This window comes from Streptomyces sp. NPDC002958 (assembly GCF_055563255.1).
Genome location: NZ_JBVHDS010000003.1, coordinates 396122 through 421576, shown reverse-complemented (window position 1 = coordinate 421576; position 25455 = coordinate 396122). Strand labels below are relative to the sequence as shown.

Genomic DNA, 25455 nt, shown 5'->3' with positions numbered 1-25455 from the left:
GTGAAGGTCCGTAAGGGTAGGTCAGATGTCGAGGGCGATGCCGTCCAGGACCATCGAGAGGTACTGGCGGGCGATCTCCTCGGGGCTGTGCTGTCCGCCGGGCCGGTACCAGGACGCCGCGACCCAGACGGTGTCGCGGACGAAGCGGTAGGTGAGGCGGATGTCGAGATCGGCGCGGAAGACCTTGTCGGCGACGCCGCGTTCCAGCGTGCCGAGCCAGGCCTTCTCGAACTTCTGCTGGGAGTCGACGAGGTAGCGGAAGCGCGGCTGGGTGGCCAGGTGCTTGGACTCCTTCTGGTAGATGGCGACGGCGGCGCGGTGCCGGTCGATCTCCCGGAAGGACTCGGTGACGAGCGCCTCGATGGTCTCCCGGGGCCCCAGTCCGGCGCCGAGTACCGCGTCGTACCCCTCCCAGAGTTCGGTGAGGAAGGTCGAGAGGATCTCGTCGATCATCGATTCCTTGGAATCGAAGTGGTAGTAGAGGCTGCCCGCGAGCATCCCGGCCGCGTCCGCGATCTTGCGGACGGTGGTGGCGTTGTATCCCTGGGCGGCGAAGACCTCGGCGGCGGTGGCGAGCAGCTGGCGGCGCCGCTCGGGCGAGGGGGTCACCTGGGGCTTCTTCTTGGTAGGCACCCGCCCATTCTCCGCCCGCCGGACGACGCCGAGGACGCCCCGGCAGCCGCACGGTCAGGCATGCCGGTTGCTGACGGAGACGACCTCGCCCGTCATGTACGAGGAGTAGCCGCTGGCGAGGAAGACGATGACGTTGGCGATCTCCCACGGCTCGGCGTAGCGGCCGAATGCCTCCTTCGCGGTCAGTTCGTCGAGGAGTTCGGCGGAGGTGACCTTCGCCAGATGCGGGTGCATGGCGAGGCTGGGGGCGACGGCGTTGACGCGTACGCCGTACTCGGCGGCCTCGATCGCGGCGCACCGGGTGAGCGCCATGACGCCCGCCTTGGCCGCGGCGTAGTGGGCCTGGCCGCTCTGGGCGCGCCAGCCGACGACGGAGGCGTTGTTGACGACGATGCCGCCGCGGCCCGCGGCCTTGAGGGATCGCAGGGCTGCCCGGGTGCAGCGGAAGGAGCCGTTCAGGGTGACGTCGAGGACTTTGGTCCACTGGGCGTCGGTCATCTCGGTGAGTTCGGCGGTGCCGCCGAGACCGGCGTTGTTGACGACGATGTCGAGGCCACCGTGGGTCTGCTCGGCGCGTGCGAAGAGCGCCTGGACCTGGGCCTCGTCGGTGACGTCGCAGGGCAGTGCGGTGACATGGTCGGCGCCGAATTCCTCGGCGAACGCCTGCTCGGTCTCCTTCAGTCGGCGCGCGTGCGCGTCGCCGATGACGATGCGGGCGCCCTCCTCGAGGAATTTGCGGGCGGTGGCGCCGCCGATTCCGGCGCCCGCGGCTGCGGTGATGACGGCACTGCGGCCGGCCAGCAGTCCGTGCCCGGGTACGTACTGCGGTGCGCTCACGCCTGTGCCTCCTCGGTCGCGGCCCGCGGATCCTCGACGGTGCTCATGCCCGTACGTTAATCTACCAAACACTTGTTAGGGAAGGATGAGCCGATGCCCGCCGCCCACACCCCATCCGCTGTTGATCCCGAGGCCGGTCCCGTGCTGTACGAGCGCCGGGGCCCGGTCGCCCACATCACGCTGAACCGCCCGCGCTACCGCAACGCCCAGAACTCGGCGATGACCTATGCCCTGGACACCGCGTTCTACCGGGCCGCCGAGGACTGCGAGGTCAAGGTGGTCGTGCTGGCGGGCGCCGGGGAACACTTCTCGGCGGGCCACGACATCGGCACACCCGGGCGCGACGCCCATCTGCCCTTCGAGCGCAGGGCCGGTCTGTGGTGGGACCACTCCGACAAGACCGGTGCGGAGAGCCGCTTCGCCCGCGAGTCGGAGGTCTATCTCGGCATGTGCAGGCGCTGGCGCGAGCTGCCGAAGCCGGTCGTCGCCTCCGTCCAGGGGGCGTGTGTGGCCGGCGGACTGATGCTCGCCTGGATCTGCGACCTGATCGTGGCGAGCGAGGACGCCTTCTTCGCCGATCCGGTGGTGAGGATGGGCATTCCCGGTGTCGAGTACTTCGCACACCCCTGGGTGATGCCGCCCCGGATCGCGAAGGAGTTCCTGTTCACCGGCGACCGGATGAGCGCCCGTCGGGCGTACGAGGTCGGCATGGTGAACAAAGTGGTGGAGCGCAACGAACTCGCCGTACGTACCCATGAATTGGCGCTGCGGATCGCCGGGATGCCGCGTCTGGGGCTGGCCCTCACCAAGCGCGCGGTCAACCAGGCCGAGGACCTTCAGGGGCTGCACACCGGCATGGACTCCGCCTTCGGGCTGCACCACCTCGCCCATGCGCACAACGCGGAGACGGCGGCGGACCCGCTCGGCGGCATGGACATCGCCTCGATGAAGCAGGCGGGTGCGTGATGGACCTGTCGTACACGGCCGAGGAGGATTCGTTCCGGACCGACGCGCGTCAGTGGCTGCGGGCCAACGTACCCACCGGTCCGCTGCCGTCCCTGGAGACTGCCGAGGGCTTCGCCGCGCACCGGGAGTGGGAGGCGCGGCTGCACGCGGACCGCTGGTCGGTCGTCTCCTGGCCGTCCGCGTACGGCGGCCGGGACGCCGACATCTTCCGATGGCTGATCTTCGAGGAGGAGTACTACGCCGCGGGCGGCCCCGGCCGGGTCTCGCAGAACGGCATCAACCTCCTCGCCCCGACGCTCTTCGACCACGCCACGGACGAGCAGCGGGCCCGGGTCCTGCCGCCGATGGCGAGCGGCGAGGTGATCTGGGCGCAGGCCTGGTCCGAGCCGGAGTCGGGCTCGGACCTGGCGTCGCTGCGCTCACGGGCGGTGCGCACGGACGGCGGGTGGCTGCTCTCGGGGCAGAAGACCTGGTCCTCGCGGGCCGCGTTCGCGGACCGGGCGTTCGGCATCTTCCGTACGGATCCCGAGGCCGCGAAGCCGCACCACGGGCTGACGTATCTGATGTTCGACCTGTCGGCGCCGGGGGTGTCGGTCCGGCCGATCGGGCGGCTCGACGGCAAGCCCGCCTTCGCCGAACTGTTCCTGGACGAGGTGTTCGTACCGGACGAGGACATCATCGGAGAGCCCGGACAGGGCTGGCGCATCGCCATGTCGACAACGGGCAATGAGCGCGGCCTGACGCTCCGCTCGCCCGGCCGCTTTTTGGCCGCCGCGGACCGGCTGGCCGCGCTGTGGCGTGCCCACGCGGACCCGTCGGACACGGCGCTGCGGGACCGGGTGGCGGACGCGGTGATCGGGGCGCGCGCGTATCAGCTCTTCACCTGCGCCAATGCGTCACGCTTCGCCGCCGGGGCGGTCATCGGCGCGGAGTCCAGCCTGAACAAGGTGTACTGGTCCGAGTACGACATCGCGCTGCACGAGACGGCGCTCGATCTGCTGGGCCCGGACGCGGAGCCGGCGGAGTCCGAGTGGGCCGAGGGGTACGTCTTCTCCCTCGCGGGCCCCATCTACGCCGGTACGAACGAGATCCAGCGCGACATCATCGCCGAGCGGCTGCTCGGCCTGCCGAAGGGACGGCGTTGATGCGTTTCCTCCTCGACGACGAGCAACGGGAGTTCGCCCGCTCGCTGGACGCGATGCTGACCGCCGCGGACACCCCTGCGGCGGTACGCGCCTGGGCCGCCGGGAACCACGGACCGGGCCGGGCCCTGTGGGCGCGGCTGGCAGAGGCGGGGGTGTTCGCCCTGGCGATACCGGAGGCGTACGAGGGTGTCGGCCCACTGCCGGTCGAACTCGCTGTCGCCTTCACCGAGTTGGGGCGGCACGCGGTGCCGGGGCCGGTGGTGGAGACGGTGGCGGCCGCGGTGCTGCTGGCGAAGGTGGGCGGACCGGCGGCCAAGGAGTGGCTGCCCCGGCTGGCGTCGGGTGCGGCGTCGGCGACGCTCCGGATGGACGGGCACGGGCCGTATGCGCTGGACGCGGACGCCGTGGACGCGGTGTTCACGGTGACCGGCGACGAACTGCGGCTCGCGCCCGGGCCCGGCACGCCCAGTGTGTCGTTGGACCCGGCCCGGCGGCTGTGGCGCCCCGAGCCGGGCGGGGAGCTGCTCGCGTCCGGTCCCCGGGTGGTGGAGGCCGCGGAGCGGGCCTCCCGGTGGGCGGCATTCACGACGGCCGCGCAGGCGCTCGGTACGGGCGAGGCGCTGCTGCGGACCACGGTCGAATACGTGAAGCAGCGCACCCAGTTCGGTACGGCTATCGGCTCCTTCCAGGCGGTGAAGCACCGGCTGGCGGACACCCTGATCGGGCTGGAGTTCGCCCGCCCGCTGCTGTACGGGGCGGCGCTCGCGCTCGCCGGGGACGCGCCGGACGCCGGTGCGCAGGTGGCGGCGGCCAAGGTCACGGCGGGCGAGGCGGGATACGCGGCGGCCGGGGCGGCGCTGCAGTTGCACGGTGCGGTGGGGTACACGCAGGAGCTGGATCTGGCGCTGTGGCTGCGGAAGTCACGGCCGCTGCGGGACGCGTGGGGGACGCCGGGTGCGTGCCGGGCGCGGGTGCTGGCCGACGGGCCGGCCGCACCCGCCGCCCGGCGCCCCGGGTCAGGTGGTTTCGCTCAGTGAGCGGTCGTCGTTGCCCCTCCGGAAGGTGCGCAGGGGGTGACCGGGGCGCCATGTTCGGATGATCACGGTGTCGCCGCTTTCGAGCCCGATGTGCACCACCTCGGTCGGTTCCACGCGGAAGAGGTGGAAGGGCTCCGGCGGCTTCGCCTCCTCGATGAAGCGGGCCAGCACGGCGGGGTCGGTCACCTCCACCGCGCGGCCGGAGATCCGGACGTCACCGTCGGCCATCTCGGCGTCCGGGCCGGGGTTGGCGTGCACCGCGAAACGTGGATCGCGCAGCAGGTCCAGCGCCTTGCGCGAGTTCGGCATCATGCCGAGCCACACTTCACCGAAGCGAAAGTCCACCTCCAGCCCGGTCACGCGCGGCGATCCGTCCTTGCGCAGCGTCGCCAGGACATGGTGCTTGTACAGCTGGAAGCGGGCCTGGACGGTGTCGGCGAAGGCCGGCTCCGCCGAGCGGAATTCTTCCCAGGAACTCGTTGTCATGCGTTCATGGAACCCTGGAAACCCGACATCTTCTGTCCTGATTTCCCGGCCCGCGCCGATCGGTCCACCCTTCGGCCCATCCGTACTGCCCGTCTCATCCTTCCGACAGGGTGACCAGCAGCGCCCACCCGTGGGTCCGCAGCACCCCCGCCGATTCGTCCCGCGTCAACAGCGCGTCGTAGCGGTCGAGTTCGAGCTCCGAGCCGTCGAGCACCGCACCGTCCTCCAGCGCGATGGCGAGCACCGCCCCGCCCGGGGGCGCCGACAGCCGGACGGTGCCGCGCACCACCGCGACCGCCGCGCTCGTCCGCCCCCTGCGGCACATCACATTGAGGTTGACGACCGGGCCGCCGAGCAGTGTGCCGTCGGTCGCCAGGTCACCGGGGAAGTCGTGCGGCCAGTACGGCTCGTCGACGATGTGGTGCTCACCGCCCACCACGAGGTCCATGCCGGCGCCCTCGACCACGGTCAGGGTGCGGTCGACGCCGGGGAACATGGAGAACGGCCCGTCCTCGGTCACCTCGGCGAGGCTGACCCGCCAGTCGAAGGCGTCCAGCGGCGCGCCCTCGGGGGACGCCGCGATCTCCCGGGTGACTCCCCCGCCGTTCTTCCAGGGCGTGGCCGCACGGTCGGCCGCCCGCATCACCCGGGCCGTCACTTGACGATCCCCTGGGCTCTGGCCGCGGCCAGCCACTGCGGGAATTCGGCGACGAGCCGGTCGTACAGCTCGGCGTCCGGGACCTCACGCGGGTCGGGTCCGGCGTGGAAGAAGCCGGCGTTGTCGACGGCGCGCTTGGCGGGTACGGCCAGTTCGTCGAGCTTGCGCAGGAAGTCGAACTGTGTGCTGCGTTTGTTGCCGAAGCCGATGAACTGCCAGAACAGCGGCAGTTTCGCCGCCTTGCAGAGATAGCGTTCCGCCGCGTGCTTGCTGATCGGGCCGCCGTCCGTCTGGAAGACGACGAGTGCGGGTGCGGTCGAGCCGCTGTCGATGTAGTGGTCGATGACGGCATCCATGGCCAGGTGGTAGCTGGTCTTCCCCATGTGTCCCAGGCCCGCCACGATCGCGTCGACCCGGCCGCGGTGGTTGTCCAGGGCCATGTCGGTGACGGCGTCGATGTCCGTGGAGAAGAAGACGACGGGTACGCGGCCGTCGTCGTCCAGATGTGCCGAAAGACCCAGCACCCGGTCCGCCAGGGCCTGGACGCTGCCGTCCTTGTAGTACTCCCTCATGGAGCCGGAGTAGTCGAGCACCAGATAGACCGCCGCTCGCACTCCGCCCATGCCGTGCTTCGTCAGCGACACCGAGGCGCTCTTGTAGAGGCTGACCAGCGCGGGTGCGGTCTCCTCGATCTTGCGGAGGCTGATGGCCGGACCTGTGGGGGCGGACGAGCCGGCCATGCGGATTCTCCGATCCTCGATGTATCAGAACCTTGAGCGTAAAGCACCCGGATGTGCCCCGGGCGGCGGTGTTCGCTATCTTGATCGCCGCCGCCCCCACCGGCCGCTCGTGCCCGCCCATCCGTGAAGGAGCCTGCCGTGGAGGCCGCGGTCACCACCTGCTATCGCCATCCGTCGTACGAGACGTATGTGAGCTGTACCCGCTGCGAACGCTTCATCTGCCCCGACTGCATGCGTGAGGCCGCTGTCGGTCACCACTGCGTGGCGTGTGTGAAGGAGGGGCAGCGCTCGGTCCGGCAGGCGCGCACGGTGTTCGGCGGTGCGGTGTCGCAGACCGCGGTGCCGCTCGTCACCTATGTACTGATGGGCCTGAACATCCTTGCGTATCTGGGTGAGTTGGTGCGCCCGGGAATCGTCGACCGGTTCGCGATGCTCGGTGCGCGGCTGACGGGCCCGGACGGTGGCCAGTACGTCTACGAGGCCGGTGAAGTCCCCGGCTTCGATGTGATCGGTGTGGTGGACGGCGAGTGGTACCGACTGCTGACGGGGGCCTTCCTGCATCTCCCGCCGGGCGAATCGTCCTTCGGCTCGCTGCCGTTCGGGGTGCTGCACATCCTCTTCAACATGTACGCGTTGTGGAATCTGGGCCGGGTCGTCGAGGAACAGCTGGGCCGGGCCCGTTACCTCGCGCTGTATCTGCTGTCCGCGCTGGGCGGTTCGGTCCTGGTGTATCTGATCGCGCCGTTCGACAACGCGGTGGGCGCCTCGGGGGCGGTCTTCGGTCTCGGTGCGGCGTTCTACGTCATCAACCGCCGCCTCGGCCGCGATATGCGGGCGGTGAACCGGTTCTTGGCCTGGTTCCTGATCTGGATGCTGATCTCGGCAGGATTCACCTCGTGGCAGGGCCACTTGGGCGGGCTCCTGACGGGCGGCATCGTCACGTTCGCGTACGCGTACGCCCCGGCGCAGCGGCGTACGACGATTCAGGCCGCCGCTGGTGTGGCGCTGCTCGCCGTACTGGTGCTGCTGGTGGTGCTCAAGACGTCCGCGCTGACAGGGTGAGCTTTCCACCGCCTGCGACCGGCACCGGAACGCGCCACGGCGCCTGCCGAGATCGTCCGGTCGGGGACGGGCAGGCGCCGTGCTCAGTTCCGTACGCCGTTGTACGGGACGTCTTGTGTGCCGTGAATCAGACCGTCAGGGCACGGTCCGTCGGGCGGATCGGGGCCGGCAGGGCGCTGGCTCCGGTCAGGAAGCGGTCCACACCGCGTGCCGCGGAGCGGCCCTCGGCGATGGCCCACACGATGAGGGACTGGCCGCGGCCTGCGTCACCGGCGGCGAAGACACCGTCGACGTTGGTGGTGTAGTCCGCGTCGCGCGCGACATTGCCGCGCTCGTCGAGCTCCAGGCCGAACTGCTGGACCAGGCCGTTGGACTGGTCGGTGCCGGTGAAGCCCATGGCCAGGGTGACCAGTTGCGCGGGGATCTTCCGCTCGGTGCCGGGCTTCTGCTCAAGCCTGCCGTCCTTGAACTCCACCTCGACCAGGTGCAGGGCCTGGACGTTGCCGTCCTCGTCGCCCTCGAAGTGGGTGGTGGAGACTGAGTAGACCCGTCCCTCCTCGCCCGCCTTCGGCGAGGAAAGTCCCTCACCGGGATTGCCGCCCGCGTTCTGCTGAGCCAGCACCGCCATCTCCTCGTGTGCGGAGGTGACCTTGTAGAGCATCGGGAACGTCGGCCAGGGCTGGTTGGCGTCACGGTCCTCGCCCGGCCGCGGCATGATCTCCAGCTGGGTGACGGAGAGCGCGCCCTGGCGGTGAGCGGTACCGACGCAGTCGGCGCCGGTGTCGCCGCCGCCGATGACCACGACGTGCTTGCCCTCGGCGGTGATCGGGGAGACCGTCAGGTCACCCTCCTGCACCTTGTTGGCGAGCGGCAGGTACTCCATGGCGAAGTGCACGCCGTTCAGCTCGCGGCCCGGGACGGGCAGGTCGCGGGAGACGGTGGCACCGGCGGCGATGACGACCGCGTCGTAGCGGCGGCGGAGCTTGGCGGCGTCGATGTCCTTGCCGATCTCCACCTCCGTACGGAACTTGGTGCCTTCCGCGCGCATCTGCTCGATGCGGCGGTTGATGTGTGACTTCTCCATCTTGAACTCGGGGATGCCGTACCGGAGAAGGCCTCCGATGCGGTCCGCGCGCTCGTAGACGGCGACGGTGTGGCCGGCCCGGGTCAGCTGCTGGGCGGCGGCGAGACCGGCCGGGCCCGAGCCGATCACGGCGACGGTCTTGCCGGAGAGCCGCTCGGGCGGCTGCGGGGTGACGTCGCCGTTGCCCCACGCCTTGTCGATGATGGAGACCTCGACGTTCTTGATGGTGACGGCCGGCTGGTTGATGCCGAGCACACACGCCGACTCGCACGGGGCCGGGCAGAGCCGCCCGGTGAACTCCGGGAAGTTGTTCGTGGCGTGCAGGCGCTCGGACGCCGCTGTCCAGTCCTCGCGGTAGGCGTAGTCGTTCCACTCGGGGACGAGGTTTCCGAGCGGGCAGCCGTTGTGGCAGAACGGGATGCCGCAGTCCATGCAGCGGCCGGCCTGCTTGCTGATGATCGGGAGCAGCGAGCCCGGAACGTAGACCTCGTTCCAGTCCTTGACGCGCTCGCCGACGGGGCGGGTCTCGGCGACCTCGCGCCCGGTGGTCAAAAAGCCCTTGGGGTCAGCCATTGGTCGCCGCCTCCATCATCTTCTCGGTGGTCTCCTGTTCGGAGAGACCGGCGAGCTCAGCGGCTTCCTTGGCGGCGAGCACTGCCTTGTAGGTGGACGGGATGATCTTGCTGAAGCGGGCCACGGCGGTGTCCCACTCGGCAAGCAGCTTCTCGGCGACCGTGGATCCGGTCTCCTCCTGGTGGCGGCGCACCACATCGTGCAGCCACTGCTCGTCGGTGTCGGAAAGGGCCTCGATCGCGCCGAGGTTGCCGACGTTGACGTTGTCGCGGTTCAGGTCGATGACGTAGGCGACACCGCCCGACATGCCCGCGGCGAAGTTGCGTCCGGTCTCGCCGAGGACGACTGCGTGACCGCCGGTCATGTACTCGCAGCCGTGGTCGCCCACGCCTTCCGAGACGACCGTCGCGCCGGAGTTGCGGACGCAGAACCGCTCACCGGTGCGGCCGCGCAGGAACAGCTCGCCGCCGGTGGCACCGTAGGCGATGGTGTTGCCCGCGATGGTGGAGTACTCGGCGAGGTGGTCGGCACCGCGGTCCGGGCGGACGATGACGCGGCCGCCGGAGAGGCCCTTGCCGACGTAGTCGTTGGCGTCGCCCTCCAGGCGCAGCGTCACACCGCTCGGCACGAACGCGCCGAAGGACTGGCCGGCGGAGCCGGTGAACGTGATGTCGATGGTGTCCTGCGGCAGACCGGCGCCGCCGAACTTCTTCGTCACCTCGTGGCCGAGCATCGTACCGACGGTCCGGTTGATGTTCCGGATCGCGATCTGGGCCCGGACCGGCTGGGCTGCCTCGGCGCTCTCCGCGTTCAGGGCGTCGGCGGCAAGCCTGATCAGCTCGTTGTCGAGGGCCTTCGCGAGACCGTGGTCCTGCTCGACGATCTGGTGGCGGACGGCGCCGTCGGGCAGCTCGGGAACGTAGAACAGCGGCTCCAGGTCGAGGCCCTGCGCCTTCCAGTGGGTGATCGCACGGTCGGTGTCGAGCAGCTCGGCATGGCCGACGGCCTCATCGATCGTACGGAAGCCGAGCTCGGCGAGGAGCTCGCGGACTTCCTGGGCGATGAACTCGAAGAAGTTGACGACGTACTCGGCCTTGCCGGAGAACCGACTCCGCAGGACCGGGTTCTGGGTGGCGATGCCGACCGGGCAGGTGTCCAGGTGGCAGACGCGCATCATGACGCAGCCGGAGACGACGAGCGGCGCGGTCGCGAAACCGAACTCCTCGGCGCCCAGCAGCGCGGCGATGACGACGTCGCGGCCGGTCTTCAGCTGGCCGTCGGTCTGCACGACGATGCGGTCGCGCAGGCCGTTGAGCAGCAAGGTCTGCTGGGTCTCGGCGAGGCCGAGCTCCCAGGGGCCGCCCGCGTGCTTCAGGCTCGTCAGAGGAGAAGCACCGGTGCCGCCGTCGTGGCCGGAGATCAGGACGACGTCCGCGTGGGCTTTGGAGACACCTGCGGCGACCGTGCCGACGCCGACCTCGGAGACCAGCTTCACGTGGATGCGGGCCGCCGGGTTGGCGTTCTTGAGGTCGTGGATCAGCTGAGCCAGGTCCTCGATGGAGTAGATGTCGTGGTGCGGCGGCGGCGAGATCAGGCCGACGCCCGGGGTGGAGTGCCGGGTCTTGGCGACCCACGGGTAGACCTTGTGGCCGGGCAGCTGGCCGCCCTCGCCGGGCTTGGCGCCCTGCGCCATCTTGATCTGAATGTCGTCCGCGTTGACCAGGTACTCGCTGGTCACACCGAAGCGGCCGGAGGCGACCTGCTTGATGGACGAGCGGCGTTCCGGGTCGTAGAGACGGTCGGCGTCCTCGCCGCCCTCGCCGGTGTTGGACTTGCCGCCCAACTGGTTCATGGCGATGGCGAGGGTCTCGTGCGCCTCGCGGGAGATCGAGCCGTACGACATGGCGCCGGTGGAGAAGCGCTTGACGATGTCGGAGACGGACTCGACCTCTTCGATCGAGATCGGCTCGCGGTCCGGCTTGAAGCCGAACAGACCACGGAGCGTCATCAGGCGCTCGGACTGCTCGTTCACCCGGTCCGTGTACTTCTTGAAGATGTCGTACCGCTTGTTGCGCGTGGCGTGCTGGAGACGGAAGACGGTCTCCGGGTCGAACAGGTGCGGCTCGCCCTCGCGGCGCCACTGGTACTCGCCGCCGATCTCCAGCGCGCGGTGCGAGGCGGAGATGCCGGAGGCGGGGTACGCCTTGGCGTGGCGGGCGGCGACTTCCTGGGCGACGACGTCGAGGCCCGCGCCGCCGATCTTGGTGGCGGTGCCGTTGAAGTACTTCGAGACGAAGTCCTCGTTCAGGCCGACGGCCTCGAAGACCTGGGCGCCGCGGTAGGAGGCGACCGTCGAGATGCCCATCTTGGACATGACTTTCAGGACGCCCTTGCCGAGCGCGTAGATCAGGTTCCGGATCGCCTTCGCGGGCTCGATGTCCTCGATGAACGTACCGGCGCGGACCAGGTCCTCGACGGACTCCATCGCCAGGTACGGGTTGACCGCGGCGGCGCCGTAGCCGATCAGCAGCGCGACGTGGTGGACCTCGCGGACGTCTCCGGCCTCGACCAGCAGACCCACCTGGGTGCGCTGCTTGGTGCGGATGAGGTGGTGGTGGACGGCCGAGGTGAGCAGCAGCGACGGGATCGGTGCGTGCTCGGCGTCGGAGTGCCGGTCGGACAGGACGACCAGACGGGCGCCGTCCTCTATGGCGGCGTCGACCTCGGTACAGATCTGCTCGATACGCGCCGCGAGGGCGTCGCCGCCGCCGCCGACCCGGTAGAGACCGGAGAGCGTGGCGGCCTTCATACCCGGCATGTCGCCGTCGGCATTGATGTGTATCAGCTTGGCCAGCTCGTCGTTGTCGATCACCGGGAACGGCAGTGTGACGCTGCGGCACGACGCGGCGACCGGCTCCAGCAGGTTGCCCTGCGGGCCGAGCGTGGAGCGCAGCGAGGTGACGAGCTCCTCGCGGATGGCGTCCAGCGGCGGGTTGGTGACCTGCGCGAACAGTTGGGTGAAGTAGTCGAAGAGCAGCCGGGGGCGCTCGGACAGGGCGGCGATCGGCGAGTCCGTACCCATGGAGCCGAGCGGCTCGCCGGCGGTGCGGGCCATCGGCGCGAGGATGACGCGAAGCTCTTCCTCGGTGTAGCCGAAGGTCTGCTGGCGGCGGGTGACGGAGGCGTGCGTGTGCACGATGTGCTCCCGCTCGGGGAGGTCCTCCAGCTCGATCTCGCCGGTCTCCAGCCAATCCTGGTACGGCTGCTCGGCGGCGAGGCCGGCCTTGATCTCGTCGTCCTCGATGATGCGGCCCTCGGCCGTGTCGACCAGGAACATCTTGCCGGGCTGGAGGCGGCCCTTGCGGACCACCTTCGCGGGGTCGATGTCCAGGACACCGACCTCGGAGGAGAGCACGACGAGGCCGTCGTCGGTGACCCAGTAGCGTCCGGGGCGCAGACCGTTGCGGTCCAGGACGGCGCCGACCTGGGTGCCGTCGGTGAAGGTGACGCAGGCCGGGCCGTCCCAGGGCTCCATCATCGTGGAGTGGTACTGGTAGAAGGCGCGGCGGGCCGAGTCCATGGCGTTCATCGATTCGGGGCTCTCCCACGCCTCGGGGACCATCATCAGCACCGAGTGGGGCAGTGAACGGCCGCCGAGGTGGAGCAGCTCCAGCACCTCGTCGAACGAGGCGGAGTCGGAGGCGTCCGGGGTGCAGACGGGGAAGATCCGGTCCAGTTGCGCAGCTCCGAAGAGGCTGGAGGCGAGCTGGGACTCGCGGGCCTTCATCCAGTTGCGGTTGCCCTTGACCGTGTTGATCTCACCGTTGTGCGCGACGAAGCGGTACGGGTGGGCGAGCGGCCAGCTCGGGAAGGTGTTCGTGGAGAAGCGCGAGTGGACCAGTGCGACGGCGGTGGCGAAGCGGCGGTCGGAGAGGTCCGGGAAGAACGGCTCCAGCTGCCCTGTGGTGAGCATGCCCTTGTAGACGATCGTGCGGGCGGAGAGCGAGGGGAAGTACACCCCGGCCTCCCGCTCGGCGCGCTTGCGCAGCACGAAGGCCTTGCGGTCGAGTGCGATGCCGGAGCGCTCGCCGTCCGCGACGAAGAGCTGGCGGAACTCGGGCATGGTGGCGCGGGCGCCGTTGCCGAGGATGTCCGGAGTGACCGGGACCTCGCGCCAGCCGAGGACCTTGAGGCCCTCCTCGGCGGAGATCTTCTCCAGCTTCCGGACGGCCTCGGTGGAGTCGTCCGCGGGCAGGAAGGCGATTCCGACGGCGTAGGCACCGGCCTCGGGAAGGTCGAAGGCGACCTCGTCGCGGAGGAAGGCGTCCGGCACCTGGAGGAGGATTCCGGCGCCGTCGCCGGAGTCGGGCTCGGATCCGGTGGCACCGCGGTGTTCGAGGTTGCGCAGTACGGACAGCGCCTGCTCGACCAGCTCATGGTCGGCCACACCGGTCAGAGTGGCCACGAACCCGACACCGCAGGCGTCGTGCTCGTTACGGGGGTCGTACATCCCCTGCTGGGCGGGGCGACCGTCCATGGGCGACCAGGCGTCGGTACGCATCGGCTCTCCCGTCGTCGTCGTGGCATATCCAGTGCCGAGGGACGACGTTGGCCCTCTGCGAAATTTGGTGCAGGTTACATGATGGGGCGCTTCTCAAGAAGCGGATAGTTCGTTCCAACATACGGACACCGCGTGAGTCGGCGGAGTGAGTCGCAGTCGGAGGATCGGCGCCCGGGGGGAGGGGGACCGCAGAGAGCAGGCGTCGTTGCCTGCGGTGTCTACGGCTCATGCCCTGCGGCAAAGGAAATGAAACCGCTGGGTAGCGGCTACTTATGTGGAGCTCCGCATAGAGACTCATTTTACGTGGGGCGGAGCCGTTCCCCCAGAGGCGGACGCCAGGACGTACATCACACGGATGGCGGACAGATTGCGGAATCAGAGCCCGCCCGGTGCTCGAGGACAAAGCCTTCAGCCGGACGGGCTCGATGTCATGCCCCCGCCGAGGGGCCGGCGGGACTTTCGAAAAACGCCCTAGCTTCCGACGGCCACACCGAACAGCGCGCCCAGGCCGTAGGTGATCGCCGCGGCGGCACCGCCCAACACCAGCTGACGCAGCCCGCTGTACAGCCAACTGCGCGCCGTCACCCTGGCCACCACCGCACCGCAGACGAACAGCCCGACCAGCGCGAGCAGCACGGCCGGCCACAGCGCACTCGCACCGAGCAGATACGGCAGTACGGGCAGCAGGGCCCCCAGCGCGAACGCGCCGAACGACGACACGGCGGCGACGAGCGGCGAGGGCAGATCGCCCGGGTCGATGCCGAGCTCCTCGCGGGCATGGATCTCCAGAGCCTGTTCCGGGTCGCGCGACAGCTGCCGTGCGACTTCACGGGCGAGTTGGGGCTCGACGCCGCGGGACTCGTAGAGCGCGGCCAGCTCCCGCTCCTCGTCCTTGGGGTGCTTGCGCAACTCGCACCGCTCCACGTCGAGTTCCGCCTGGACGAGCTCGCGCTGCGAGGCGACGGAGGTGTATTCACCGGCCGCCATGGAGAACGCACCGGCGGCCAGGCCCGCCAGACCGGTGATCACAATCGTCTGCTGGGAGACGGAACCGCCCGCGACGCCGGTCATCAGCGCGAGGTTGGAGACCAGCCCGTCCATCGCACCGAACACCGCCGGGCGCAGCCAGCCGCCGTTCACATCACGGTGGGTGTGGTTGTCTCGGTGTGCCTCGTGCAGTGCGGCGTCGGTCTCGATGATGGCCACAGCTCTCCCCTTCTCCGGCAGCGGGTTCCACGCGCTCCGCCCCCGATCAACACCATCGAAAGTACGCACGAAAAAGGCCCCCCGCCAGCAAGGCAGGCCGTACTTACCTGCCCCCGTGACCAGGTGAGTACGGCCTGCCTTGCTGCCTCCGAGCCGTCATCCGACTGGCCCTTTTGTTGCGATTATCGGCCTCTGTCAGGGCTCCGCGTGGCACAGATCGAGCAGGGTACGAGAACTGGCTCGGTGCGAGCGAAGGGTCGACGCGATGGAGTTGATTGCAGGAAGTCCGGCAGAGCCCTGGACGGGCGGTACGGAGGCGGCGGTACGGGACGGTGCGGACCAGGACGGTGCGGACCAGGACGGTGTGGACCGGAACGGTGCAGACCGGGGTGACGTGTCGCGGCGGGACCTGGGTGACCGGGCCCGGGGCTCCCTGCTCGGTCTCGCGGTCGGTGACGCACTGGGCGCACCTGCGGAGAATCTGCGGCCGTCCGAGATCCGTCGTCGCTGGGGCCGGATCGAGGGCTTCGTGAGCGACGACCCCGCGGGCACGGACGACACGGAGTACGCGATCTTCTCCGGGCTGCTGCTCGCCCGGCACGGTTCGGCGCTGACCGTCACCCATGTGGAGCGGGCCTGGCATCTGTGGATCGCCGACCTGGACGAGGGGCCGTTCCGCGGCGCCGGGTTCAGCGAGCGGGGCACGCTGGAGAATCTGCGCCGGGGCCTCGCCGCCCCGATCTCCGCCCAGCACCGGCACGCCTGGAGCGACGGGCTGGCGATGCGTGCGGCGCCGTTCGGCGTCTTCGCAGCGGGCCGGCCGGACGAGGCGGCGCGCCTGGTCGCGGTGGACGGGCGGGTCAGCCATGACGGGGAGGGCATCTACGGTGGCCAGGCGGTGGCGGCCGGGGTGGCCGCCGCGATGGCGGGTGCCGGGGTCGCGTCGGTGATCGCCGCCGCGCTGTCCGTCGTTCCGATGGACTCCTGGACGGCGCGCTCGCTGCGGCGCGCGGTGGCGGCCGCGCAGCGCACGTACCCCGACCGGCTCACCAGGGAACGCGCGGTGCGCTCCGCGGTGGTCGTCGGCGGATACCCGTGGACGGACCTGGCGCCCGAGGCGGTCGGCCTGGCCTTCGGCGCGTTCGCGGCGGCACGCGGCGACTTCCGTACGGCTGTGCTGACCGCGGTCAACATGGGCCGCGACGCGGACACGACGGCCGCGGTGGCGGGGGCCCTGGCCGGCGCCCTGCACGGGGCGTCCGCGATTCCGCTCCACTGGGGGGAGGCGATCAGCCCGGTCCGGGGCAGCTGTCTGCCGTCGATGCGGGGTTATCACGTCCTGGACATCGCGGAGTTGCTCACCCCGGACGACCCGGACGAGGTGTGCGTGGGCGCCCCGGGCGAGGCTCGTACGCCGGAGGGTGCGCGGGCACGGGGTACCGGCACCGCGCCCGTCGCGCTCGCTGCCTCCCCCGCCGCAGGCGGAACGGTGGTGGAGCGATGACCACCACGCGCGACACCCAGCACGACCCCCACCCGGACGCCCCGCACGCCACTCCCCGCACCCCCGCCTCCCCGGCCGCCCGCCTCCGCACCCGTCCCGCACCAGGGCATCGGGCCCGGATCGAGGGGCTGTTGCTCGGGCTGGCCTCCGGGGATGCCGCCGGGTGGCCCGCCGCGCGGCACCGGGCCACCCGGATGCCCGAGTGGACCCGGCGCCTCACCCGGGAGCTCGACACCTTCGCCGAGCAGAACGCCACGACCACGCTGCCCGTCCCCATCGCGCTCAACCAGCCGCCCGAACCCCTGCGGCTCGGGCCCTCCGACGACGCCGAATGGGCGGCGTTCGCCGCCGGGACCGTGCTCACCTCGGCGGCCGGTCCGCTGCACGGGCTGTCCCCCGAGCAGCGGATGCGGGCCGCCATCGATATCGCCTGGAACGCACTGGCCGCCGAGGTCGCCGCGGCTGCCGCCCGTGCTCCCGAGGTCGAGTCCGCGGTGCTTCCCCTGCGCGCCCGGATCTCGGTGCGGGCCGGGCTCGGCAATCTCGCCGCCGGCCTGCGCCCGCCCGCGACCGGCCACGACAACCCGCACTACTTCGACGACGCAGCCTGCGTACGGGCCGCCGTGCTCGCCGTCGTCCACCCCGCCGACCCCACCGCCGCCGCCGACCTCGCCGAGTTCGACGCCCGCTACACCCAGGACGGCGACGGTGTGCACGGTGCCCGTGCCATGGCGGCCGCGATCGCCGAGGCGCTGGGTGGCGCGGACGTGGACACCGCGGTGAACGCCGCGCTCGCGCAGCTCCCCGACGGCACGGAGATCGCCCGCAACGCCGCCCACGCCGTCCGGATCGCCCGCGACTTCGTCGGCGAGGCGGCGGGCGCGTTCGCCCTCGTGCCGGTGCTGGAACATCAGATCGTCGACCATGTCTACAGCTACGGGATCGCCGCCGCCGAGACCGTCCCGGTCGCCCTCGCCCTGGCCACCGCGGCCCGCGGCCAGATCGCCCAGACCATTCCCGCGGCGGCGTGTCTGTCACGGGTGGCCGACTCGGCGCCCGCCCTGGCCGGTGCGCTGACCGGTGCGCTCGGCGGCATCGGCGCCGTCCCGGACGGCTGGCGCGAGACCTGCCGCACCCTGGCGGGGTGTGCGCTGCCCCGTCTCGCGGGGACCGATCTCATCGAACTCGCCGGGCTGCTGGCAGACACGGAACCGAAGCCCGCGGGTGGACAATTCGGACATGACATCCATGAAGCCCATGCGGTCCGAGGCGAAAACCACGGCACTCACACTCGATGAACGGATCACGGGAGCACTCGTCGGCGCCGCGGTCGGCGACGCGCTCGGCGGGCCGGTCGAGGGCCGGTCCCCCGAGCAGATCGTGGCACGCCACGGCGGGCGGATCAGCGGCATCGTCGGCCCGTGGGACGGTGACGACTGGCGCACCGCCCGCCCCATCGCCCCGTACCACAAGGGCGACGGACACGTCACCGACGACACCTTGATGACCCATGCGCTGGTACGGGTGTACGGCACCGTGCGCGACCATCTCGACGCGTACGCGGTCGCCGGCCATCTCGTACCGGAGCTGATCTCCACCCCCCGCTGGATCCCGGAGCTGGAAGCCGACGCGCTGCCGCTCCAGCGGATCTTCCTCGCCGAGAAGTGGATCGTCGCGCGGCTGCACTACGGCCATGTCGATCCGCGCGAGGCGGGCTCCGGAAACATCGTCAACTGCGGTGCGGCGATGTACATGGCACCGGTCGGCCTGGTCAACGCCGCCCACCCGCAGGCCGCGTACGCCGAGGCACTGGATGTCGCCGGCGCCCATCAGTCCTCGTACGGCAGGGAGGCGGCCGGAGTCCTCGCGGCGGCCGTCGCCGCCGCCTGCGCCCCGGACGCGACGCCCACCACCGTCGTCGACACCTGTCTGTCGCTCGCCAAGGACGGGACGCGTGCCGCCATCGAGGCGGTGTGCGAAGTGGCCGGCGGCTACCGCGACTTCGAGTCGGCACTGGCCCCGATGCGTGCCGCCGTCGCCCCCTTCGACACCGTCGGCCCCGACTACCGCACCCCCTCTCTCGGCGCCCGCCGGCCGTCCCGGCTGCACGCCGTCGAGGAACTCCCGATCGCGCTCGGCATGCTGCTCGTCGCGGACGGCGACTACCGTCACGCGGTCCTCGGCTCGGTCAACTACGGCCGGGACTGCGACTCGATCGCCACGATGAGCGGCGCCATCGCGGGCGCGCTCAACGGTGCACAGGCGATCCCCGCCACCTGGGTGAAAACGGTCGCCGAGGCCAGCCGGCTCGATCTGCACGCCCCCGCGCAGACCCTGGCGGACGTCGCCCGCGAGGTGTTCGTACGGGACACGGCCCGGCGCCGCGCCCACGAGTCGGCGTTCGCCGCGCTGGCGGGGACGCCATGAAGGTGCGCGTGACGTGGGTGCAGCCCGAGGACCTGGTCGGGCACGAGCTGCGTCAGGCAACCGAGGACGGGCGGGACGCGCGGGCCATCGCACGCCGGTGGTACGAGGCAGGTGGCGCCCCCGCCCCGGAGCGCGCGGGTGCGTCGACCCCTGCGGCACCCGAGCTGCGCGCGCTGGCCGAGCGACTGCTGGACGAACTCGCCCTGCTGGAATCGCCGTTGGAAAAGGACGAGCCCACGGACCTGACCTCGATCCGGGCCGCCTGCCCGGACTGGCCGGCCCCCCGCACGGACCCGCCGCCGGTGAGCCGGGAACGGTTGCACGCCGCCTGGCTGGGCCGGGCCGCCGGCTGTCTGCTGGGCAAACCCGTCGAGAAGCTGCCGCTCGCCGGTATCCGCGCACTGGCCCGCGCCACCGGCAACTGGCCGCTTTCCTCCTGGTTCACCGCCAATGGGCTGCCTGCCGAGCTGGCCGCCACCTATCCCTGGAACCGTCGCTCCGCGCCCACCTCCCTGGCCGAGAACATCGACGGCATGCCGGAGGACGACGACCTCAACTACCCGCTGCTCACTGTGCTGTTGCTCCAGCGGTACGGCCCCTCCTTCACCACCTGCGATCTCGCCCGGCTCTGGCTCGACGAGCTCCCGGCCGGCCGGACGTTCACCGCCGAGCGGGTCGCGTACCGCAATCTGCTCGACGGGATCGAGCCCCCGCACACGGCCAGGTACCGCAACCCGTTCCGGGAGTGGATCGGTGCGCAGATCCGGGCCGATGTACATGGCTGGACGCATCCGGGCGACCCGTCGGCCGCTGCGGAGCAGGCGCATCGGGACGCGGTCCTCACCCATACCGCCAACGGGGTGTACGGAGCGATGTTCACCGCGGCGGCGCTCGCCGAGGCGGCCGGGGGCGAGACCGATGCGCACGGGTGCCTGGCAGCCGGACTGCGTGTCGTGCCGCCGCGTTCACGGTTCGCGCACGCGGTGCGTTTCGGTGTCGGGGCAGCCCGCGGCAAGGGCGGCTTCGACACGGTGGCCGACCGGCTGCACGCCGAGTACGGCGGCTATCACTGGGTCCATGTGCTGCCCAACGCCGCACTGCTCGCCGCCGCCCTCACCCACGCCGACGGCGACTTCTCCGACTCCATCTGCCGTGCGGTGTCCGGCGGCTGGGATACGGACTCCAACGGTGCGAGTGCCGGTTCGCTCGCCGGTCTGCTGGCCGGGAGCCCCGACGGGTTGCCCGACCGCTGGACCGCCCCGCTGAAGAACCGTCTGGCCACGTCCGTCCCCGGTTTCGACTCCATCGGCTTCGACGCACTCGCCGAACAGACCCACCGGCTCATCCACAAGGAGGCGCTCCGCCCATGACCGGCATCGCGGTGCTCGGCAGCACCAATATGGATCTTGTCGCATACGTCGCACGGGCTCCGGGGCGCGGGGAGACCGTCACCGGACGGGAGTTCCGCACCGTTCCCGGCGGCAAGGGCGCCAACCAGGCCGTCGCCGCCGCCCGTGCGGGCGGCGCGGTGACGATGATCGGCGCGGTGGGCGACGACGAGTACGGCACCCTGCTGCGGTCCAACCTGGAGCACGCGGGCATCGACACCGAACTGCTGCACACCGCCGAAGGCCCCAGCGGCACCGCGCACATCGTCGTCGACGACACGGGCTCCAACTCCATCGTGGTGGTCCCCGGCGCCAACGGCACGATCACCGCTCTCGGCCCCGGCGAGATGGCCGCCATCGCCGGCGCCGATCTGCTGCTCCTCCAGCTGGAGCTGCCGCTGTCCGCCGTGACGGAGGGTGCGCGGGTGGCCCACGCCCAGGGTGTACGGACCGTTCTCACCCCGTCCCCGGTACAGCCCCTGCCTTCCGAACTCCTCGACTGTGTCGATCTGCTGATCCCCAACGAGCACGAGGCGGCCGCGCTCACCGGGTACGAGGACCCCCATGCGGCGGCGCAGATCCTGCTCGGCCAGGTCCCCGCGGTCGTCATCACGCTCGGTTCGAAGGGCTGCCTGTACGCGGCCCGGGGCGGCGAACCCATCCTCTTCCCCGCCCCCGAGGTCACCGCCGTCGACACCACCGGGGCCGGGGACACCTTCGTCGGCACGCTCGCCGTGGCTCTCGGCGAGCGACGGCCCGTACCGGAGTCACTGGCCTGGGCGTCGTCCGCCGCCGCACTCTGCGTACAGCGGCCGGGTGCCTCGACCTCCATGCCGTACCGCAGCGAGATCGACGCCGCATGAACGCGCCCGCACAGGCACCCCTGACCGGGCTGCGGGTCATCGACCTCGCCACGCTCTTCGCGGGGCCCCTCTCCGCCACCATGCTCGGCGACTTCGGCGCCGAGGTGATCAAGGTCGAGCATCCGCGCAGACCCGATCCGTCGCGCGGGCACGGCCCCACGAAGGACGGCGTCGGCCTGTGGTGGAAGCTGCTCGGCCGCAACAAGCGCAATCTGACCCTCGATCTGTCCAGACCGGGCGGGCGCGACGTTCTGCTCCGGCTGGCCGCCACGACCGATGTGATCATCGAGAACTTCCGGCCGGGAACGCTGGAGCGCTGGGGTCTCGGCTGGGCGGAACTGCACGCCGTCAACCCGCGACTGGTGCTGGCCAGGGTCACCGGCTTCGGCCAGTTCGGCCCGTACGCGCGCCGCCCCGGCTTCGGCACCCTGGCCGAGGCGATGAGCGGCTTCGCCGCGATCACCGGGGAGCCGGACGGACCGCCCACGCTCCCGCCGTTCGGGCTCGCCGACTCGATCGCGGCGCTGGCCACCGCGTACGCCGTGATGGCCGCACTCGCCGGACGCGACAGGACCGGGGAGGGGCAGATCGTCGACATGGCGATCATCGAGCCGATCCTGACCGTGCTCGGCCCGCAGCCGGTCTGGTACGACCAGGTCGGCTACGTACAGCCGCGCACCGGCAACCGCTCCCGGAACAACGCCCCGCGCAACACGTACCGCACGTCGGACGGGCACTGGGTCGCCGTCTCCACCTCCGCGCAGTCGATCGCCGAGCGGGTCATGCGTCTGGTCGGCCGGGCCGAGCTGATCGACGAACCCTGGTTCGCCTCCGGCACCACGCGCGCCGAGCACTCCGACGAGCTCGACGAGGCGGTCGGCCACTGGATCGCCCGGCACACCCGCGAGGCGGCGGTCTCCGCGTTCGAGAAGGCGGAGGCGGCGATCGCGCCCATCCACGACATCCGGGACGTGATGGAGGACCCGCAGTACCGGGCCCTGGACTCCATCACCGAGGTCGACGACCCGGAGCTGGGACCGCTGCGGATGCAGAACGTCCTGTTCCGTCTCTCGGGGACACCGGGCGCGATCCGCTGGGCGGGCCGGCCGCACGGTGCGGACACCGACGAGATCCTCACCGGTCTGGGTCTTTCGGGCCCGGAGATCGCAGCGCTGCGGGCGGAGAGCGTGCTGTGACGGCGACGGTCCCCCTCACCTGGCTGTACGTCCCCGGGGACCGGCCGGAGTTGGTGCGCAAGGCGCGCGATGCGGGCGCGGACGTGGTGATCGTCGATCTGGAGGACGCGGTCGCACCCGACCGCAAGGAGTACGCACGGTCGGCCACCATCGAGCTCCTGTCCGAAGCGGCCGAGGACACGGCCGCGCCCGTCCATGTCCGGGTCCACACCGAGGCGGACGTCCTCGCCCTGGCCGGGCTGCCGGCTCTCGCCGAAATCCGGCTGCCCAAGATCACGCATGCGGCGACCGTCCATCACATCGCGGCTGTGGCGCCGGGGGTCGCGCTCTGTCCGCTGCTGGAATCGGCGCTCGGCATCGAGCACGCGTACACGATCGCCACCTCGCACCCCCAGGTGCGCTCCATCGCCCTGGGCGAGGCGAACCTCCGGGCCGATCTGGGGGTACGGGACGACGCCGGGCTCGACTGGTCGCGCAGCCGGGTCGTGGTTGCCGCCCGCGCCGCCGGGCTCGCGCCACCCACCCAGTCGGTGTTCCCGGACGTACGGGACCTGGACGGTCTGTCGGCGTCCTGTGCCCATGGCCGGGTGCTGGGTTTCCTGGGCCGGGCGGCGATCCACCCGCGCCAGCTCCCGGTCATCGAGCGGACGTTCCGCCCGACGGCACAGGAGATCGAGGCGGCGGAACAGATCGTGGCGGCTGCCGTGGCGGACGAGGGCGCGCTGGCCCTCCCGGACGGCCGATTCGTCGACGCGGCAGTGGTGGCCTCGGCCCGCCGCACGCTGGCGCTGGCACAGAGGGCGGGATGAGGGGCAGGGGCCGCGTGCCGGGTGCCGGGCCCGCCCACCTGACCGTTTCGTCCTCGATCGCCGGACGGGCTTGATATTGCCGCCCGGCGTTCGAGGCGACGCGCGGGCTTGATTCATCCGTCCGGTGGTGAACGGCGCACTTGATTCACCCGTCCGGTGATGCCAGGGGCGCACTTGATTCATCCGACCGGCAGCCACTGCCACAAGCGTCGCGTCGTCACCTGACCGACGGCACCAGACCAAAAACAAACCCGTCCGGCGATCGAGGACACACCCGGCCGCAGGTCAGGGCATACAGCTGGGGGCCCCGAACCGTCGGTTCGGGGCCCCCACGCACAAACGCACACGGCTCAGCCGTTCTTCGCCGCCTCCGCGGTTGCGGTGCCCTTCGTCTCCGGCACCTCCGCGGCACTGTCATCGGCCTTGCCGGCACTCTCGTCCGCGTCGGACGCGACGGCACCGTCCGCGTCATCCACGGCGTCGCCGTCCTTCGCGTCCTCGACGCCTTCCGCGTCCACCGCGTTGGGTTCCACGACCTCCTCGCGCCCCGGCCGTACCTTCGCCGAGATCACCATGTACGTCACCGCCAGCACGAACACGATCAGCGCGGTCCACACGTTCAGGCGCAGGCCCAGGATGTGGTGGGCCTCGTCGACCCGCAGGTACTCGATCCACGCCCGCCCGGCGCAGTACGCGGCGACGTACAGCGCGAACGCCCGGCCATGTCCGAGCCTGAAGCGGCGCTCCGCCCAGATCACCAGTACGGCGACGCCGATGCACCACAGCGATTCGTACAGGAACGTCGGGTGGTACGTACCGGCGACCCGGTTGGGGCCCTCGCTGATCTCCAGCGCCCACGGCAGATCGGTCGGCTTGCCGTACAGCTCCTGGTTGAACCAGTTGCCCCAGCGGCCGCAGGCCTGGGCCAGGGCGATCCCGGGAGCGAGCGTGTCGGCCAAAGCCGGCAGCGGGATCCCGCGGCGACGACAGCCGATCCAGGCGCCGACGGCGCCGAGCGCGATCGCGCCCCAGATGCCGAGGCCGCCCTCCCAGATCTTGAAGGCGTCGACCCAGTTCTGGCCCTCGCCGAAGTACAGCTGGTAGTCGGTGATGACGTGGTAGAGGCGGCCGCCGACAAGGCCGAAGGGCACGGCCCAGACGGCGATGTCGGCGACGGTGCCTGCTCTGCCGCCCCGGGCGACCCAGCGTTTATTGCCGAGCCAGACGGCGAGGAAGACACCGATGATGATGCAGAGCGCGTAGGCGCGGAGCGGGATCGGGCCGAGATAGATCACGCCGGTCGACGGGCTGGGAATATAGGCAAGATTCATGGCAGGGTCGACGCTACCCTGCCGGGTGGGGCGTACGGCAACCCACCCGGCAACGTCTGGGTAACGGGCTGGTCATCAATTCCCCTGCCGCACACCGGTCAGGAACCCGACGGCGCCGGTGTGACCGTGCCCGGCTTCTTGCCCTTGTTGGCCTCGGCGACCCACTTCTTCAGGTTCGCCGCGGTGATCGGTTCGTTCCCTTTCTTCGGGAAGATCGGCTCTCCGTTGAGCAGCGCGGTCGGCGTGCCCTGGAAGCCGCCGTTCTGGAACGCCGTGTTGGACTTCTGGACCCAGCTGTCGTGCTTGCCGTCCTCCACGCAGCCGCGGAAGGCAGAGGTGTCGAGTCCAGGGACCTTCCCGGAGAGCTCGATCAGCCTGGCGTTGTCGCCGAAGGCGTCGTCGGACTCCGGCGGCTGGTTGCGGTAGAGGATGTCGTGGTACGCGGGAAACTTGCCGACGTCCTGTGCGCAGGCCGCCGCGTTGGCCGCCCGCAGCGAGCCGCTGCCGCCGAGATTGCCGTCGATGATCGTGGCGAGGCGGTACTCGACCTTGATCTGTCCGGTGCTCTCCAGCTGGTGGATGGTGTCCCGGAACGCGTTCTCGAACTGGGCGCAGACCGGGCAGCGGAAGTCCTCCCAGATCGTGAGCGTGGACGGGGCGTTGTCCGCGCCGGCCTGGATGACCAGGCTGTCCTTGCCGGTCGCACCGGACGGCGCGGCAACGGGGCCCGCCGTTTTGCTCTTGTCGCCGTTGTCACCCGTGTTCGCGGCGATCACGCCGGCGACGGCGGCCAGCGCCAGCACACCCACCAGGCCACCGCCGACGATCAGCGCGCGCCTGCGGCGCTCGTGCGCCTTCTGGCGCTCGCGCTGCTGGACGAGCCGGTCTCGCGCGGCCCTTTTTCCCTGTTCGTTCTTCTCGCTCACACCCGCAGCAACGACCCGGGGAG

21 protein-coding genes are annotated in these 25455 nt (G+C 70.8%); 11 read left to right on the top strand and 10 right to left on the bottom strand.

Annotated features, from left to right (window positions below; all coding sequences use genetic code 11):
* Positions 1–21: 21 nt before the first annotated feature.
* Positions 22–633, bottom strand: coding sequence for a TetR/AcrR family transcriptional regulator (locus ACZ3IC_RS08265; protein WP_467413794.1), 612 nt, complete (start codon positions 631–633; stop codon positions 22–24).
* 54 nt (positions 634–687) lie between these two features.
* Positions 688–1470, bottom strand: a complete 783-nt coding sequence (locus ACZ3IC_RS08260) for an SDR family oxidoreductase (RefSeq protein WP_467413792.1) — start codon at positions 1468–1470, stop codon at positions 688–690.
* A 93-nt stretch (positions 1471–1563) separates the two neighbouring features.
* On the opposite strand from ACZ3IC_RS08260, the gene ACZ3IC_RS08255 reads away from it, so the two are divergent.
* The 3 genes from ACZ3IC_RS08255 to ACZ3IC_RS08245 are packed head-to-tail and all read left to right on the top strand — an operon-like array spanning position 1564 to position 4618.
* Complete coding sequence (locus tag ACZ3IC_RS08255) at positions 1564–2436, top strand: enoyl-CoA hydratase (RefSeq protein ID WP_467413791.1); 873 nt, start codon at positions 1564–1566, stop codon at positions 2434–2436.
* Entirely contained in the window at positions 2436–3581 is a 1146-nt protein-coding gene (locus ACZ3IC_RS08250) for an acyl-CoA dehydrogenase family protein (RefSeq protein WP_467414046.1), read from the top strand. Before ACZ3IC_RS08255 ends, ACZ3IC_RS08250 begins: the two co-directional genes overlap by 1 nt.
* Entirely contained in the window at positions 3581–4618 is a 1038-nt protein-coding gene (locus ACZ3IC_RS08245) for an acyl-CoA dehydrogenase family protein (RefSeq protein ID WP_467413790.1), read from the top strand. The genes ACZ3IC_RS08250 and ACZ3IC_RS08245 overlap by 1 nt, the downstream gene beginning before the upstream one ends.
* Here the strand turns inward: ACZ3IC_RS08245 and ACZ3IC_RS08240 are convergent.
* The 3 genes from ACZ3IC_RS08240 to ACZ3IC_RS08230 form a co-directional block, all read right to left on the bottom strand.
* The gene (locus ACZ3IC_RS08240) at positions 4598–5104 is read right to left on the bottom strand and encodes a pyridoxamine 5'-phosphate oxidase family protein (protein WP_405688673.1); all 507 of its coding nucleotides are present in this window, start codon (positions 5102–5104) and stop codon (positions 4598–4600) included. The two genes, ACZ3IC_RS08245 and ACZ3IC_RS08240, sit on opposite strands and share 21 nt — an antisense overlap.
* Positions 5105–5198: 94 nt before the next feature.
* Complete coding sequence (locus tag ACZ3IC_RS08235; RefSeq protein WP_467413786.1) at positions 5199–5762, bottom strand: HutD/Ves family protein; 564 nt, start codon at positions 5760–5762, stop codon at positions 5199–5201.
* Complete coding sequence (locus ACZ3IC_RS08230; protein ID WP_467413783.1) at positions 5759–6502, bottom strand: vWA domain-containing protein; 744 nt, start codon at positions 6500–6502, stop codon at positions 5759–5761. The genes ACZ3IC_RS08235 and ACZ3IC_RS08230 overlap by 4 nt, the downstream gene beginning before the upstream one ends.
* Positions 6503–6640: 138 nt before the next feature.
* On the opposite strand from ACZ3IC_RS08230, the gene ACZ3IC_RS08225 reads away from it, so the two are divergent.
* Positions 6641–7564: a rhomboid family intramembrane serine protease gene (locus ACZ3IC_RS08225; RefSeq protein ID WP_467413782.1), complete on the top strand. Its 924-nt coding sequence runs from the start codon at positions 6641–6643 to the stop codon at positions 7562–7564.
* Between the two features lie 127 nt (positions 7565–7691).
* Here the strand turns inward: ACZ3IC_RS08225 and ACZ3IC_RS08220 are convergent, their stop codons facing one another.
* The 3 genes from ACZ3IC_RS08220 to ACZ3IC_RS08210 all read right to left on the bottom strand — a co-directional run bounded on the left by ACZ3IC_RS08220 (position 7692) and on the right by ACZ3IC_RS08210 (position 14988).
* Complete coding sequence (locus ACZ3IC_RS08220) at positions 7692–9221, bottom strand: glutamate synthase subunit beta (RefSeq protein ID WP_467413781.1); 1530 nt, start codon at positions 9219–9221, stop codon at positions 7692–7694.
* Positions 9214–13782: a glutamate synthase large subunit gene (gene gltB, locus ACZ3IC_RS08215; protein WP_467413779.1), complete on the bottom strand. Its 4569-nt coding sequence runs from the start codon at positions 13780–13782 to the stop codon at positions 9214–9216. The genes ACZ3IC_RS08220 and gltB overlap by 8 nt, the downstream gene beginning before the upstream one ends.
* A 471-nt stretch (positions 13783–14253) precedes the next feature.
* Positions 14254–14988, bottom strand: a complete 735-nt coding sequence (locus ACZ3IC_RS08210; RefSeq protein WP_467413778.1) for a VIT1/CCC1 transporter family protein — start codon at positions 14986–14988, stop codon at positions 14254–14256.
* Positions 14989–15253: 265 nt separating this feature from the next.
* Here ACZ3IC_RS08210 and ACZ3IC_RS08205 point away from each other — a divergent pair, with 265 nt between their 5' ends.
* From ACZ3IC_RS08205 to ACZ3IC_RS08175, 7 genes are read left to right on the top strand one after another with little or no spacing between them, the layout of a single operon-like run.
* On the top strand, positions 15254–16492 hold the full coding sequence (locus tag ACZ3IC_RS08205; RefSeq protein ID WP_467413775.1) for an ADP-ribosylglycohydrolase family protein: 1239 nt from the start codon (positions 15254–15256) through the stop codon (positions 16490–16492).
* Positions 16489–17790: an ADP-ribosylglycohydrolase family protein gene (locus ACZ3IC_RS08200; protein WP_467413773.1), complete on the top strand. Its 1302-nt coding sequence runs from the start codon at positions 16489–16491 to the stop codon at positions 17788–17790. Before ACZ3IC_RS08205 ends, ACZ3IC_RS08200 begins: the two co-directional genes overlap by 4 nt.
* Complete coding sequence (locus tag ACZ3IC_RS08195) at positions 17732–18919, top strand: ADP-ribosylglycohydrolase family protein (RefSeq protein ID WP_467413771.1); 1188 nt, start codon at positions 17732–17734, stop codon at positions 18917–18919. Before ACZ3IC_RS08200 ends, ACZ3IC_RS08195 begins: the two co-directional genes overlap by 59 nt.
* On the top strand, positions 18916–20289 hold the full coding sequence (locus ACZ3IC_RS08190; protein ID WP_467413769.1) for an ADP-ribosylglycohydrolase family protein: 1374 nt from the start codon (positions 18916–18918) through the stop codon (positions 20287–20289). The genes ACZ3IC_RS08195 and ACZ3IC_RS08190 overlap by 4 nt, the downstream gene beginning before the upstream one ends.
* Positions 20286–21170, top strand: coding sequence for a ribokinase (gene rbsK / locus ACZ3IC_RS08185; protein WP_467413768.1), 885 nt, complete (start codon positions 20286–20288; stop codon positions 21168–21170). Before ACZ3IC_RS08190 ends, rbsK begins: the two co-directional genes overlap by 4 nt.
* Complete coding sequence (locus ACZ3IC_RS08180; protein ID WP_467413765.1) at positions 21167–22366, top strand: CaiB/BaiF CoA transferase family protein; 1200 nt, start codon at positions 21167–21169, stop codon at positions 22364–22366. Before rbsK ends, ACZ3IC_RS08180 begins: the two co-directional genes overlap by 4 nt.
* Positions 22363–23175, top strand: coding sequence for an HpcH/HpaI aldolase/citrate lyase family protein (locus tag ACZ3IC_RS08175; protein ID WP_467413764.1), 813 nt, complete (start codon positions 22363–22365; stop codon positions 23173–23175). Before ACZ3IC_RS08180 ends, ACZ3IC_RS08175 begins: the two co-directional genes overlap by 4 nt.
* A 350-nt stretch (positions 23176–23525) precedes the next feature.
* On the opposite strand, the gene lgt is transcribed toward ACZ3IC_RS08175, so the two are convergent.
* Together lgt and ACZ3IC_RS08165 are read right to left on the bottom strand one after the other, a co-directional pair.
* Positions 23526–24506, bottom strand: coding sequence for a prolipoprotein diacylglyceryl transferase (gene lgt, locus ACZ3IC_RS08170; RefSeq protein WP_467413763.1), 981 nt, complete (start codon positions 24504–24506; stop codon positions 23526–23528).
* Between the two features lie 98 nt (positions 24507–24604).
* Positions 24605–25432, bottom strand: coding sequence for a DsbA family protein (locus ACZ3IC_RS08165; protein WP_467413761.1), 828 nt, complete (start codon positions 25430–25432; stop codon positions 24605–24607).
* Positions 25433–25455: the final 23 nt, after the last annotated feature.